We start from the raw sequence: 14,548 nt of genomic DNA, 5'->3' as shown, positions 1-14,548 counted from the left end.
AATTGTAAATATTTTTAGTATATTATTTATGTATTATGTAAAGTATGAGATTTTTTATGAGTAACCATAATAAAGAAGAGTCAAAAGCAAATATAATTAAGAGAAAGAAAGATAAGTTTAAAATAAGATATTTAACATTAGAAGATCTAGATGATTTCAATAATCTTTTGAGATATGCATTTCAAGTGAGCAATAATGAACTTATAAATTTAGGTTATGAGGCAGATGAAATAAAACAGGCTAAATCTGCTGTATTGAGTAAGGCTAAAGTATTGGGATGGTTTGACGGAGAAAAATTGGCTTCTCAGATAGCAGTGTATCCTATGAAAATGAATATACATGGTATTATATATAAAATGGCTGGAGTTACAGGAGTTGCCACTTATCCAGAGTATTCTAATTTGGGACTTATGAATGATTTAATGATAAAAAGTATTGAGAATATGAAGAAAGAGGGTCAAACTATATCTGTATTATATCCTTATTCAATACCATTTTATAGAAGAAAAGGCTGGGAAATTATTTCTGATAAGATGAGTTTTGATATTAAAGATACTCAGCTTCCAAAAACAATAACAAATAGGGGTAGAGTAGAGAGGGTTTCTACCGATAGCGAAGAATTAAAAGAACTTTATAATAAATTTTCTCATATTAGACATGGTGCATTAATTAGAGGAGATTTAGAATGGGAGGAGTATTGGAGATGGGATGTTGATGATACTATAGTTGCTATATATTATGATGAAAAAGATGAGGCTAAAGGTTTTTTAGTCTATGTTATAGAAAATGATATATTTCACATAAAAGAACTTGTTTATCTTGATTATGATGCTAGGCTTGGACTTTGGAATTATATATCAGCACATTTCTCTATGGTAGATAAAGTGCATGGTTATAATTATACTAATGAGCCTATGGCATTTTTGCTTGAAGACAGTGAAATAAAAGAAACTATAAGACCTTATATAATGGCTAGAATTACTGATGTTAAAGCATTTATAAATAATTATCCTTTTTTGAGAAAGCCTAAAAATAAAAAAATTAATTTGATAATAAAAGACAATATGGCTAAATGGAATAATGGAAGTTTTTTAATTTATTGGGATGAAGATAGGAATATTGTTTGTAAAAGATTGAATAAAGAATATAAAAGAAACGGAAAAGACAGATATATTATAAAAATGAATATTCAAACTCTTACAACTATGCTTATGAGTTATAAATCTCCTTCTTATTTATATAAGATAGGAAGAATAGAAGCTAGTATAAAAGGTATAAATTTATTAGAGTCTATTATACCAAAAGAACAGGCATATTTTTCTGATTATTTTTAATATTAAAATATTATTTTGACAAACTTTATAATTTTCAGTATAATATATTTATGAGAAAAAATTTAAATGCGGTAAAAACTTTTAATCCTTTAAATGATTATTTTGTTAGATATTTATTCTCGTCATCGGACAGTAATTTAATACTACTTGATTTTATCAATTCAATAATGCTTGATTCTAATATGAAAACTTTTAGATCAGTGGAGATTTTAACGCCTTTTAACTATAAAAAAAACTATGAGGATAAAGAAACTATTGCAGATGTGAAGTGTATTACACAAAATGGAACAGTTGTTATAATAGAAATACAATTACAAGGAAATTCAAGGTTTCCAGAAAGAATACTTTATTATTGGGCGATTAATTATAGTAAATTATTAAAACATGGTGAAAAATATGATGAACTGACACCTGTAATAAGCATAAATCTTCTTAATTTTAATTTAGATAAAAAAACAAAGAATATTCATTCCTGTTATATGCTTTATGAAATGAATGATAAGAGACTTCTCACAGATCATTTGCAAATACATATAATAGAGTTAAAAAAATTTAAGAAGAATGTATTAGCAAAAGATTTAAACTGTTGGTTAAAAATGTTTACAAGTAAAAATTTGGAGGCTTCTATGTCAGAAATCGTGAAAGAAAAACCTATAATGGAAGAGGTACAAAAAAAATATAATAATTTTGTAAAAAGTAAATTAATGATGATGGAATATGATAGAAAAGAGGCTTATTTATATGGTAATCAAATAATGCTTGATGAGGAAAGAAGGTTAGGAAAAGAAGAGGGAAAAAAAGAAGGTATTGAGCAAGGAGAAAAAAATAAGGCTGTATCTATAGCTAGAAGTCTTAAAAAATCAGGTTTAGATAATAAATTTATAAGTGAAAATACAGGATTAACTATAGAGGAAGTAGAGAAACTTTAATATAATTTATGGAAGTTAAAATTATAGATACTGCTTACGGCGGATACGGAATTGCAAAAGATGAAAATGGAAAGGTTATATTTATATCTCATAGTGTAGAAGGCGATATATTAGATATTATTATAACGAAAGAAAATAAAAAATTTTCTTATGCTTCTATAAATAAAATAATAGATGCATCTAAATATAGAATAGAACCTAAATGTCTATATTCTAGTATTTGCGGCGGATGTTTATTCAGTCATATTGATTATAATAAACAGCTTGATATAAAGAAAAATATTGTTTTAAATGCCATTAGAAATATTGATTTTAAAAAAGATATAAAAATCATTTTCAATAAAAATTCCAATTATAGACTTAGAGTTAATATGATAGCCAATAATGGTAAAGTTGGTTTTTATAGATTTAAAAGTAATGATTTTGTTAATGTTGAAGAATGCTGTATTTTGAAAGAAAGTTTATTTGAAAAAATAAAATATTTTGTCTCTGAAAATAATATTACAGGAAGTATTTATGCCATAGAAAATAATAATAATGAAGCTCTGGCATTTATTGAATTGAGTAAAAAAACAAATATAAAATCTTTTGAAAAATATTTTAATGGAATAACTGTAAAGCATAATAAAAATATAAAAAGCTATGGAATTGAATATATACTTTATAAAACTAAATATGGTAATATACCAATAGGGCATAAAACATTTTTTCAAAGCAACTTGCATTTACTTGATGATTTTCAAGATGAGGCTGTGAAGTATATAAAAGATAATGATAATATTGTGATAGAGCTTTATGCAGGAAGCGGATTTTTTACATGTGCTTTAGAAAATAAATTAAAAAACTTTAATAAAGATTATAAATTAATTTCTTCTGAAATAAACAAAGATTCTGTAAATGCGGCAAATAAATATGGTTTAAATATTATAAATGAAGGTGCATTAATAACATTGAAAAATATTGATTATGATATAGATGTTTTGTTTGTTGATCCTCCTAGAGAAGGTATTGATAAAAAAGTTATAGAAAATATAATTAGGATTAAGCCTAAAAAAATTATATATGTTTCATGCGATCCTATGACTTTTTCACGTGATGCTTATATACTAAAAGATCATTATAAAATGCAGGATTTAAATATTATAGATATGTTTTCTCATACTTACCATATAGAACTTATTTCATATTTTGAAAGAATATAATTTTTAGCTATTATTTATCTTAAATTATTGCTGTATTGATATTAAGAATAAAAGCTATATAATATCAATTATAAATAATAGAGGAGGGTAAAATTATGAGAGTAACATTTTTGGGAACAGGTACTTCTGATGGTGTACCTATGATAGGATGTAAATGTAAAGTTTGTACAAGTAAAGATAAAAGAGATAAAAGAACCCGCTCGTCTATTTTAATTCAGCATAATAATAAGAATTATATAGTTGATACCTCAGCAGATTTCAGACAGCAAATGTTAAGAGAAAATATTGATAGTCTTGAGGCCGTATTCTATACACATTCTCATGCAGATCATACTTCAGGGATAGTAGATTTGAGATCATTAAATTTTATAATGCATACTTCTATAAATTGTTATGGAAGCAAAGATACTATGGATAATTTAAGAGATAAATATGATTATTTTTTTAATCCAATTCAAATAGGGGGAGGACTTCCTCAGGTTGTATTTCATCATATAGAAAAAGATATGGTATTTGATGATATAAAAGTTATTCCTATTTCTGTAAAGCATGGTATTTTGGATATATTAGGATACAGATTTAATAATTTTACTTATATAACAGATGCGAGCTATATAAGCGATGAAAGTTTAAAATTGATTGAAGGTACAGAAGTTTTGGTGTTAAATGGCTTAAGATATAGGCCTCATCATACTCATTTGTCATTGCAGGAATCTGTAAATATAGCTGATAAACTTGGAGTAAAAAAAGCGTATTTTACACATATGACTCATGATGTTTTGCATAGGCATTTAGAAAGGGAGCTTCCTCATAATATGCATCCTGCTTATGATGGACTTACTATAGAAGTTTGATTTTTATTATTTAGTTATTAACTGTTTTTTTATATATGTTGTTTTAAATAAATAATTGACTTTATATAATTTTTTTATATTATAGTAGTAATAAATACACAGTTCAAGAGGGTATTATATTATGAAGAGAATTATAGCATCAATATTTTTTGTATTTATGTTCAGTTCGGTTATGTTTGCTCAGCATGGCGGAGGTGTTGCTTTATTTGTACCATTAACAGGTAGTTTTGCATTTGCTGATATTAGAGGATTTGATGGAAACAAAATAGATATACTTAAAAGCGGAAGCGCTTTTGATTTTGGAGTATTAGTTCAGCCAGGATATTTTTATGATTTTGGAGGATTATTAGGTTTTGATGCTCTTGCTGATATTGGTTATTATAGAAGTTCATATAATTATAGAAATTCTACTGATGGAAGTTTAGTTTCATATACTTTTGATACTGTAAATGTCGGTGCTATGTTTAGAGTTACTGTATTGGTTCTGTCATTAGGAATTGGTTCCGGAGTTAAAATACCTTTAGCGGCAAATATTAAAGATGGAGATTATAGTGCTAAATTAAACAGTGATGATATAAAAAATTCTTTTACAACAGCAGTTATTCCATATCTTAAATTTACAATAGATTTTAAATATAATTTAAGCAGTTTTGCAGCAGTTGCCGCAGGATTATATTTTAACTATGATTTCGGTATGAATTATAAAAATCCTAATTACTCAAGATATAATATACATTCATTTGATTTTGGAATACAATTAGGTACATATTTGGTTGGTACTAAAAATTAATTATAATTTATTTCTTTATAAATTATTGATATTACTATTTTATATTTGAGGTATATTGAAGTATGCTTAAAGAACTTTTACAGCCGGAAATTGAAGATTTGATAGAAGAAAAAGAATGGGATGCATTAAGCGATATACTTCCATTATGGCAGGAGGTAGAAACTGCTAATTTGATAACTTCTTTAAAAAATGAAGATAAATATAAAGTTTTTAATATACTTCCAAGGGATTATAAATTAGGTGTTTTTCCAGAACTTGTTCCTATAGATCAGCAAAGACTTATTGAGAATATGGAAAATTCTGATATTAAGGATTTGCTTGAAAATATAAATCCGGATGATAGAACATATTTTTTAGAGTCTATACCTGAGGATATGTCTGAGAATATATTAAAATTGTTAGGAAGCGAGGAAAGAGAAATAGCTTCTTGGCTGCTTGCATATCCTGAAGGAAGTATCGGACGTTTAATGACTCCTGAGTATATAACAATAAAGCCGGATTGGACTGTAGGTGAGGCTTTTGAATATATAAGAAGTAATATAGCGGATTCTGAAACTTATACAACCATATATGTAATTGATTCAAGAAGAACATTAATGGGTTCTATTACCTTAAGAAAATTATTTTTTACAGATAAAGATACACTAATATCAGAGATAATAAATAATTGTCCTTATATATCTGTTTATGATGAGCAGGAAAATGCTATTGATATAATGAAAAAATATAATTTGCATTCTCTTGCTGTTGTTGATGATAGACATAGTATGATAGGTATTGTTACAATAGATGATATAATGGATATTGCAGAAGAAGAATATACAGATGACTTTCATAAAATGGCAGGTATTACATCAAGTGAAGATCAATTTGATGATAATTTGAAAATTACACCAATATTAACTTTATACAAGCAAAGAATATTATGGCTTTTGATATTAGTATTTATTAATATATTTTCAGGAGGTGTAATAGGTATATTTCAAAATACTTTGCAAAAACATATAGTATTAGTTGTGTTTTTACCTCTTCTTATAGGAAGCGGTGGGAATGCAGGAAGTCAGTCTGCTACGCTTGTTATACGTTCTCTTGCAATAGGAGATGTTGTATTGAAAGATTGGTTTTATATGCTTTCAAAAGAAGTAGTAGTGGCTTTTATATTAGGGTTAAGTATGGCTGCAGGAGCCTATATACTTGGCATTATACGCGGTGGATTTGAAATAGCTTTTATTGTTGGAATATCGATGTTTAGTATAGTTTTTATAGGCAGTGTTATAGGTTTATCTTTGCCTTTTATATTGACAAAATTGAATATTGATCCTGCAATAAGCGGTGCCCCTATGCTTACTTCTATATGTGATATAATTGGTACAGCTGTATATTGTTCTATAGCTACAGCTGCATTTATGATATTGAATCAATAAATATTCAGTAATATTTTTTTTAGTGTTTTTAAAATTTTATTTAAAAGAATATTGTGAAATTGATATAATTAATTTATAATAAAAATATATTTGACTATTTAATCTTTTATATTAAATTTATAATAAATGAGGTTTATTATTTATGAGAGAAATTGAGATAGAATTGCATGAGGCATCAGCCAATAATAATATATTAGCTGTTGAAATTTTATTGAAAAATAAAGATATAGATGTAAACTTAAGTAATATATTAGGATTAACACCTTTAACACATGCTTCAAAATCAGGATATAAAGAAATAGTCGAATTATTGCTTAAAGCCGGTGCAGATCCGAATAAACCAGATCAATTATACATAACTCCATTAATGAATGCTTGTGCTAACGGACATGCAGATATAGTAGAAATTTTAATAAAAAATGGTGCTTCTATCAATTTAAGTAATTGTAATAGTGAAACCCCTCTGCATTATGCTTGTTCTGAAAATTATTTTGATATAATAAAGATTCTTATTGAAAATGGGGCAGATGTTAATGCTAAAACAGATACTAATGTTACACCTTTAATGTATTCATGTCAGAAATCTAATTTTGAAGCTGTTAAATTTTTAATAGAGCATCATGCTAATATTGATGATGTCGATATTTATGAGGAAAGTGTTCTATCTTATGCCATATCCAGCGGTAATATTGATATAGTTGAATACATACTTAATAAAGGTAATATAGAAATACCGAAATATTCTTTAACTATAGCTGCTATAAGCGGAAATTTAGCTTTGGTTCACTATATACATTCAAAATTAGGGGCAAATAAACAGCATAATATATTTTCAAGTGCATTTATATCAGCTGCCTATAACGGGCATTTAGATGTTGTAAGATATTTCTTTGATAATTCAAAAAAGAAAGCTCCTAAAGCTATGGCAATTGCTTCTTCTTCTGGCCATAAAGATATAGTTAAGTATTTACTTATGAATAGAATATCTCCTAATGGGGTTAATGATAACGGTAAATCTCCTTTAATATTGGCTATAGAAAATGAAAATAAGGAAATTATAGATTTATTGATAGAATATAATGTTAATATTAATCAATGTGATGATGATGATGTTACTCCTTTGATGTATGCTGCATATATAGGCAATATAGAAATAGTTAAAACTTTACTTGATAATAAAGCATATATAGATGCTATAGACAGTATGGATAGAAATGCTATTGTACATGCTCTAATAGCAGGAAATATTGATGTTGTAGAGCTTCTTTTATTAAATGGTATGTCCTTAAAAACTAGTAAAGATACCATTACTCCTTTAATGTGGGCTGTTATATATGATAATCTTAAGTCGGTAAAATATTTAATAGAAAAAGAGGCAAATATAGAAGATAGTGATGTTAATGGATGGAATGCTTTTATGTTTGCTTGTGCTAATGGATATATGAATATAGTTAAATACATTTTAGAGATATATCCTGATATTATTAATAAAAAGAGTAAATCAAAAGAAACAGCATTGATGATAGCGGCAGATAATGGTAAATTAGATGTTGTAGAATATTTGTTGGATAATAATGCATCAATCAAAGATCAAAATATTAATGGATGTACAGCTTTATATATTGCATCTTCAAAAGGATACTTTGAGATATGTGAAAAATTAATTAAATATTATGAATTAATTGATTTTAATAAGACTATGGTTGAGAAAGAGTATTGTATTGCTAAAGAAAAAGGTTACAATAAAATAGTAAATCTATTTCAAAGTAAATTAAAATCTTAATTATTACTAATTCTTAAAAGTAATATTTAAATATAAGCGAGTTCGTAAATATGGCTAATAAAGAGAGACTTGGTACTATTGGATTATTTTTAACTGCATTAATTTGGGGTTATAGTTTTGTTGCAGTTAAAGTTGTTGTTCAAGAAATAGATCCTTTTTATCTTGTTGGTTTTAGAAATTTAGCAGGAGGAATATTTTTATCTATTGTATTTTGTAAAAGAATGATAAAAATTAAGAAAAAGGATATATTGTTATCAATTCCGGTAGGACTTGCTCTTTTTTTAGGTTTTTTTCTTCAAACTATGGGTTCTAAATTTATAACAGCTTCAAAAGTAGCATTTTTTACAGGTTCTTATGTTATATTACTGCCATTTTTTACTTGGATAATGTATAAAAAAAGACCTCATCCTGCAGCATTTATAGCGGCTATTATTACTATAGTTGGATTGTATTTACTTACATCATTAGATAGTTTGGGATCTGTACAAATTGGAGATTTATTTGTACTTTTATGTGCTATAGTTTTTGCTATACATTTGATGCTGGTAGATAAGATTCTTGATTATGTAGATGGTATTATAATGGCAGCATTGCAGCTTATAATAGCAGGTTTAATATCTTTATCAATAGGAATTATTAGTTCAAGACCACTTAATATAGATTCGGTATCAAGTGAAACTATATATTCTCTTACTTATTTGGCAATAGGCGCTACAGGAATAGCTTATTTATTACAAACTGTGTCTCAAAAATATGTTGCCCCTAATAAAGTAGGTATAATATTAAGTTTAGAGTCATTTTTAGGTGCATTATGCGGTATTATCTTTATGAAAGACCCTTTAACCTTTAATTTTGTTATAGGAGGTATATGTATGATATCTGCTATATTTATATGTGAGATAGGCGGTAATATAAAAAAGTCCTCTTAAAAAATCAAAAGTTATTGATTATTGTTAATATATTTTTGTTTTATTATTAATGATACTATTCTGAGGTATTGTATTGATGTATTTGTTTTATATAACAATTATTATCTAATATTATTTATAGGTTATTATTAAATTTATATTACACGCATATTATTGTTTTGTTTTAATACTATTAAAGATTATGTGTTCACATTTTACATTAAATTTTTTATTTAATTGTGTGATTTGTATATTTTTTTTAAATAATTCCTTGACAAGTAATTAAAAGTTTATATACTAGTCTGTATAAATAATTAAATAAGTTAGTGACTTTAGTAATTATTTCTTAAACAAAATATAAACTAAATAGGGGTTGAACAATGCCAGTAAATTTGAAAGGAAGAAATTTTTTAACATTAAAACATTTTACTCCTGATGAGATTGATTATCTATTAAATTTAGCTGCTGATTTAAAAGCTAAAAAAAGAGCAGGAATAAAAGGAAATCTTTTAGAAGGAAAAAATATAGTTCTTTTGTTTGAAAAAACATCAACTAGGACAAGGTGTGCATTCGAAGTAGCAACTATGGATGAAGGTGGCTGTGTTACATTCTTAGGTTCTAGCGATAGCCAGATGGGCAAGAAAGAATCTATAGAGGACACAGCCAAAGTTTTAGGTAGATTCTATGATGGTATAGAGTTCAGAGGATTCAAACAAGAAACTGTAGAAATCTTAGCTAACAATGCTGGTGTTCCAGTATGGAATGGTTTAACAGATCTTTATCACCCAACTCAAATTCTTGCTGACTTCTTAACAGTAAGAGAATATGTACCAAAACCATTTAATAAAGTTAAATTTGTATATGTTGGTGATGCTAGAAACAATATGGGTAACTCACTTATGATTGGTGCTGCTAAAATGGGTATGGAATTCTGGGGTATTGCTCCTAAAGAATTATGGCCATCAGAGGATTTAGTAAAAGAAATGAAAGAAGTAGCAAAAGAAACAGGTGCTTCTATTAATTTCAGCGATAGCGTAGAAGATGTAAAAGGTGCAGATGTTATTTATACAGATGTATGGGTATCTATGGGTGAGGAAGCTCAATTTGAACAACGCATCAAATTGTTAAAACCTTATCAAGTAAATATGGATATGATTAAGAAAACAGGAAATCCTAATGTTATTTTCTTACATTGTTTACCATCTTTCCATGATTTAAATACAACAACAGGTAAAGAAATACATGAAAAATTTGGTTTGAAAGAAATGGAAGTAACAGACGAAGTATTCAGAAGCAAATATTCAAGAGTATTTGACGAAGCAGAAAATAGAATGCATACTATTAAAGCAGTTATAGTAGCAACTATTGGTAAACTATAATTAATTAAAAATATATTAGCGGTAAACTGGCGATTTGTTAGTTTATCGCTTGTAAATAATAAGTGATGGAGATATAAGAAATGGGAAAAATAGTAGTAGCATTAGGCGGTAACGCTTTAGGTAATAATCCAAAAGAACAGCTTGAAGCAGTTATACATACAGCTAAGCCTATAGTTGATTTAATACAAGAGGGACATACTGTAGTTATAGCACATGGTAATGGTCCTCAAGTAGGAATGATTAATTTAGCATTTGATACTGCTTCTAAAGCAGCTTCTAATATACCAAATATGCCTTTTCCAGAATGTGGAGCTATGAGTCAAGGTTATATAGGATACCATCTTCAAAATGCTATAAGTGAAGAATTGAGGCGTAGGAAAGTTAATAAGAATGTGGCTACAGTTATCACACAAGTTGTTGTTGATAAAAACGACAAAGCTTTCCAAAACCCTACCAAGCCAATCGGCTCATTTTATTCAAAAGAAGAAGCAGAAAAACAGGCAAAAGAAACAGGTGATGTATTCAAAGAAGATGCTGGAAGAGGATATAGAAGAGTAGTTGCCTCACCTTTACCAGTTGATGTTGTAGAAAAAGATACAGTAAAAACTTTAATGGATGCTGGTACAGTTGTTATAACTGTAGGCGGCGGCGGTATACCTGTTTATGTTGATGGTGATAAATTAGTTGGTGTTCCAGCTGTTATAGATAAAGATTTTGCATCTGCTAAAATAGCTGAAATATTAGATGCTGATTATTTAATCATATTAACAGCAGTAGAAAAAGTAGCTATAAATTTTGGTAAACCTAATGAAGAATGGTTATCAAAAATGACTATAGAAGAATCTAAAAAATATATAGATGAGGGACATTTTGCCCCTGGTTCTATGCTTCCTAAAGTAAAAGCAGCTATGATGTTTGCAGAATCTAAAGCAGGACGTAAAGCTTTAATTACTTCTTTAGAAAAAGCTGCAGATGGTATAGCAGGAAAAACAGGAACAATAGTTATAAAATAATTTTGTAAAACTAGATTTAATATTCTAGTAAAATTTAATTAAGAAGTAAATAGTTGTATAATCAATTATTTATATAAAAAAATAAAAGGAGATCCATATGAAAATAGTTAATTCATGGAATGATTTTGATCCTTTGAAACACGTTATAGTAGGTAGAGCAGACAATTGTTGTATTGCACCTTCTGAACCTGCTTCAAAAGCTAAAGTACCTCTTGACAGTCCAATGCGTGGTATGACAGGTCCAAGACCATTGGATACAGTAGAAAAGGCTAATGCTCAATTAGATAACCTTTGCAAAATCTTGGAAAAACATGGCGTAAAAGTAGACAGACCTACTCCTATTCAATGGAATCAGGCAGTAGTAACACCTCACTTTATGACAGGAAGTATGTTTGGATGTATGCCTCCTAGAGACGTACTTCTTACAATAGGTAGCGATATCATTTGTGCTCCTATGTCTTTCAGGTCTAGGTTCTTTGAATATTTGGCTTATTCTCCAGTATTAAGAAAATATTTTGATGATGACCCAGAATTCAGATGGATATCAGCTCCTCGTCCAGAACTTGGCGATGCTAGCTATGATATGCATTATTTTGATGGACATGTAACAGAAGAAATCTTATTAGAAAGAACAGCAAAATTACACATGGTAACAACTGAGCATGAAATACTTTTCGATGCTGCTGACGTTATGAGAATTGGTAAAGACTTGTTCTGTCAACATGGTTTAACTACTAATAGAAAAGCTATGGAATGGTTAAGAAGACAATATCCAGACTTTAGAGTACACGCTGTAAACTTCCCTGGTGACCCTTATCCAATCCACATCGATGCTACATTTGTACCATTGAGACCTGGTTTGATAATTAATAACCCTACTAGAAAACTTCCTCAAGAACAAAGAAAAATCTTTGAAGCTAATGGTTGGGAAATCGTTGAAGCTGCAATGCCTGCTCACAAAGATCCACCACCACTTTGTTATTCTAGTGTTTGGTTGTCTATGAACTGTCTTGTATTAGACCACAAAACAGTATTAGTAGAAGCTAGCGAAACTAATCAATTAGAGCAAATGGATAAATTAGGAATGAATGTTATTCCTGTTCCATTCCGTGATGCTTACCCATTCGGAGGCGGTTTACACTGTGCTACTGCTGACGTTTATCGTGAAGGAACATGTCAGGATTACTTCCCTAAACAAGTTGATGATCCTACTCTTGTTACTTACAAAAAATGGGAAGTTAAAAAATGGTAAAATAAATTAAAATTTTTTAGCGGGAGGTTAAAGCCTCCCGTTGTTTTTCAAGGAGTGTGAAATATGACTGGTTCTTGGTTAATGGATTATTTTATTTATGGGTGCGTTGTATTGGTTATTGTACCTATAATAGCTTGTGTTTTGAGGGCAATGAATAAGAATAAGGGAGGTAATAAATAATGATTGCTAACTGGATTATCTTTATACTATCTTCTTTAGCTCTTATAGGAGTTGGTTTTTGGTCTCAAATGAAAATTAAAAAAGGTGATGCTGGTGGTTCATCTGAAGGTTTCTTATTAGGAGCTAAATCTATAGGTGCATTTGTAGGTGCTGGTACTTTAATGGCTACAGGTTACAGTGGCTGGGGTTTTATTGGTTCTCCTGGTACTGCTTATGCTTATGGTGCTATAGAAGTATTTGCTAATTTCTTCTTTGCTCCTGCTATAACTTTTGGTACATTATTTTTTGCTGGATTTATGAAAAGAAGAGCAGAGGAAAGCGGTGGTTTTACTGTTCCTGAATACATCTCTTCAACACATAGAGGTCCAAGCGGACAGAAAAGAATTGTACATGGATTAGGTGGATTAGCTACTTTTGTATTCTTATCTGTATATATAATAGGACAGATTAGAGCTGTTGGTTTGGTTGCTTCTCAATGGCTTGGTATTCCTGAACATACAGCTTCTATTATATTGATGATAGTTATCATTATATTTACAGTACAAGGCGGTTTGCTTGCAGTTGCTGTTACTGATACTATAATGTGTATGGGTATGGTTATAGCTTCTTTGATAGTATACTTTACTATAGTTAAAGATATACCTTTATTGGAACTTATACAAAAAGTAGGTGAAATGAAACCTGAATTTACTAACCCAGAAAGTTCAATTCCTTATGGTGAGGCTAAATATAGTGTATTCTTGGTATTTATTTATGCATTCTTATTTACAACTACATTACCTTATATGTCAGTAAGATTCTTATCTTTTAAAGATAATGTTAATATACCATTAATGGCTCTTATAATGGCTCCTATAGGAATTATATTAAGTCTTATTCCTATAACAGGTCTTTATATGTTCTATAAACAACCTGGTTTGGCTAATCCAGACAGTGCTATGCCAGTATTCTTAACTACTTATTTGCCACCTGCAATTGGAGGACTTATAATATTGTTCATATTGTTTGCAATGTTATCTACTATAAGTTCTGTATTACAGGCTTTGGCTTCTGCTCTTTCTCACGACTTAGTAGTTTCTATTTCTGGAAACCCTGAGAAAAGTAGTCCACTAATCAATAGATTCGGTGTTATATTTACAGGTGTATGGGGTGTAATTTTAACATATCTTGCTCCTCAAGGTATGCTTAACCAAATAGCTTATATAGGTACAGGTGGTTTGATAGCTATGTTTGTTGGTCCTATTATGATGAGACCTATTGTTAAAGCTAATATAACTGCTGCTTTAATTTCTATGCTTGTTGGTTTAATAACTAGTACAATATTTATATTAAAATTAAATGTTGGTTGGGTTGAAGCTCCTATACTTGCTGGTTTATTAGGCTCTATAGTTTATTTAATAGTAGGATTTGTTGGAAATGGAATGAAAAGATTCCCAGATGAAGATCTTCAAGCTAAAAAAGCTTAATAAAAACAATAATAATAGGTGATATGATAAAAGG

At 28.8% G+C, this 14,548-nt stretch carries 12 protein-coding genes; all 12 read left to right on the top strand.

Features of this window, described 5'->3' with window-relative positions; genetic code table 11:
- Positions 1–56: 56 nt before the first annotated feature.
- The 12 genes from T324_RS0115870 to T324_RS0115810 all read left to right on the top strand — a co-directional run bounded on the left by T324_RS0115870 (position 57) and on the right by T324_RS0115810 (position 14,514).
- Complete coding sequence (locus T324_RS0115870) at positions 57–1,334, top strand: GNAT family N-acetyltransferase (protein ID WP_028331148.1); 1,278 nt, start codon at positions 57–59, stop codon at positions 1,332–1,334.
- Between the two features lie 50 nt (positions 1,335–1,384).
- A complete protein-coding gene (locus T324_RS0115865) occupies positions 1,385–2,263 on the top strand; it encodes an Rpn family recombination-promoting nuclease/putative transposase (protein ID WP_028331147.1) in 879 nt (292 codons plus the stop codon).
- Between the two features lie 8 nt (positions 2,264–2,271).
- Entirely contained in the window at positions 2,272–3,465 is a 1,194-nt protein-coding gene (locus T324_RS0115860) for a class I SAM-dependent RNA methyltransferase (RefSeq protein ID WP_028331146.1), read from the top strand.
- A gap of 95 nt (positions 3,466–3,560) precedes the next feature.
- The gene (locus T324_RS0115855; RefSeq protein WP_028331145.1) at positions 3,561–4,319 is read left to right on the top strand and encodes an MBL fold metallo-hydrolase; all 759 of its coding nucleotides are present in this window, start codon (positions 3,561–3,563) and stop codon (positions 4,317–4,319) included.
- 121 nt (positions 4,320–4,440) lie between these two features.
- Positions 4,441–5,109 (top strand): hypothetical protein, encoded by a 669-nt coding sequence (locus tag T324_RS0115850; RefSeq protein WP_028331144.1) that lies wholly within the window; start codon positions 4,441–4,443, stop codon positions 5,107–5,109.
- A gap of 62 nt (positions 5,110–5,171) precedes the next feature.
- Positions 5,172–6,533 (top strand): magnesium transporter, encoded by a 1,362-nt coding sequence (gene mgtE / locus T324_RS0115845; protein ID WP_028331143.1) that lies wholly within the window; start codon positions 5,172–5,174, stop codon positions 6,531–6,533.
- 142 nt (positions 6,534–6,675) lie between these two features.
- Positions 6,676–8,316 carry an ankyrin repeat domain-containing protein gene (locus T324_RS0115840; protein WP_028331142.1) on the top strand — a complete coding sequence of 547 codons (1,641 nt, stop codon included), beginning with the start codon at positions 6,676–6,678 and terminating at the stop codon, positions 8,314–8,316.
- Positions 8,317–8,366: 50 nt separating this feature from the next.
- On the top strand, positions 8,367–9,245 hold the full coding sequence (locus tag T324_RS0115835) for a DMT family transporter (RefSeq protein ID WP_028331141.1): 879 nt from the start codon (positions 8,367–8,369) through the stop codon (positions 9,243–9,245).
- 359 nt (positions 9,246–9,604) lie between these two features.
- Positions 9,605–10,603, top strand: a complete 999-nt coding sequence (gene argF / locus T324_RS0115830; protein ID WP_028331140.1) for an ornithine carbamoyltransferase — start codon at positions 9,605–9,607, stop codon at positions 10,601–10,603.
- A gap of 80 nt (positions 10,604–10,683) precedes the next feature.
- Positions 10,684–11,616 carry a carbamate kinase gene (gene arcC / locus T324_RS0115825; RefSeq protein ID WP_028331139.1) on the top strand — a complete coding sequence of 311 codons (933 nt, stop codon included), beginning with the start codon at positions 10,684–10,686 and terminating at the stop codon, positions 11,614–11,616.
- A 97-nt stretch (positions 11,617–11,713) separates the two neighbouring features.
- Positions 11,714–12,868, top strand: coding sequence for a serine/threonine protein kinase (locus T324_RS0115820; protein WP_028331138.1), 1,155 nt, complete (start codon positions 11,714–11,716; stop codon positions 12,866–12,868).
- A gap of 179 nt (positions 12,869–13,047) precedes the next feature.
- The gene (locus T324_RS0115810; RefSeq protein ID WP_038375363.1) at positions 13,048–14,514 is read left to right on the top strand and encodes a sodium:solute symporter family protein; all 1,467 of its coding nucleotides are present in this window, start codon (positions 13,048–13,050) and stop codon (positions 14,512–14,514) included.
- Positions 14,515–14,548 lie beyond the last annotated feature (34 nt).

It is taken from the genome of Brachyspira alvinipulli ATCC 51933, from assembly GCF_000518245.1.
Classification (GTDB): Bacteria; Spirochaetota; Brachyspiria; order Brachyspirales; family Brachyspiraceae; genus Brachyspira; species Brachyspira alvinipulli.
Note: the sequence above shows the minus strand (reverse complement) of the source record. Positions and strands in the feature narration are given on the sequence as shown.

Bases quoted from the DNA above. Each gene is read 5' to 3' on its own strand.
- T324_RS0115870 (WP_028331148.1), top strand. From the start codon at position 57: ATGAGTAACCATAATAAAGAAGAGTCAAAAGCAAATATAATTAAGAGA.
- T324_RS0115865 (WP_028331147.1), top strand. From the start codon at position 1,385: ATGAGAAAAAATTTAAATGCGGTAAAAACTTTTAATCCTTTAAATGAT.
- T324_RS0115860 (WP_028331146.1), top strand. From the start codon at position 2,272: ATGGAAGTTAAAATTATAGATACTGCTTACGGCGGATACGGAATTGCA.
- T324_RS0115855 (WP_028331145.1), top strand. From the start codon at position 3,561: ATGAGAGTAACATTTTTGGGAACAGGTACTTCTGATGGTGTACCTATG.
- T324_RS0115850 (WP_028331144.1), top strand. From the start codon at position 4,441: ATGAAGAGAATTATAGCATCAATATTTTTTGTATTTATGTTCAGTTCG.
- mgtE (WP_028331143.1), top strand. From the start codon at position 5,172: ATGCTTAAAGAACTTTTACAGCCGGAAATTGAAGATTTGATAGAAGAA.
- T324_RS0115840 (WP_028331142.1), top strand. From the start codon at position 6,676: ATGAGAGAAATTGAGATAGAATTGCATGAGGCATCAGCCAATAATAAT.
- T324_RS0115835 (WP_028331141.1), top strand. From the start codon at position 8,367: ATGGCTAATAAAGAGAGACTTGGTACTATTGGATTATTTTTAACTGCA.
- argF (WP_028331140.1), top strand. From the start codon at position 9,605: ATGCCAGTAAATTTGAAAGGAAGAAATTTTTTAACATTAAAACATTTT.
- arcC (WP_028331139.1), top strand. From the start codon at position 10,684: ATGGGAAAAATAGTAGTAGCATTAGGCGGTAACGCTTTAGGTAATAAT.
- T324_RS0115820 (WP_028331138.1), top strand. From the start codon at position 11,714: ATGAAAATAGTTAATTCATGGAATGATTTTGATCCTTTGAAACACGTT.
- T324_RS0115810 (WP_038375363.1), top strand. From the start codon at position 13,048: ATGATTGCTAACTGGATTATCTTTATACTATCTTCTTTAGCTCTTATA.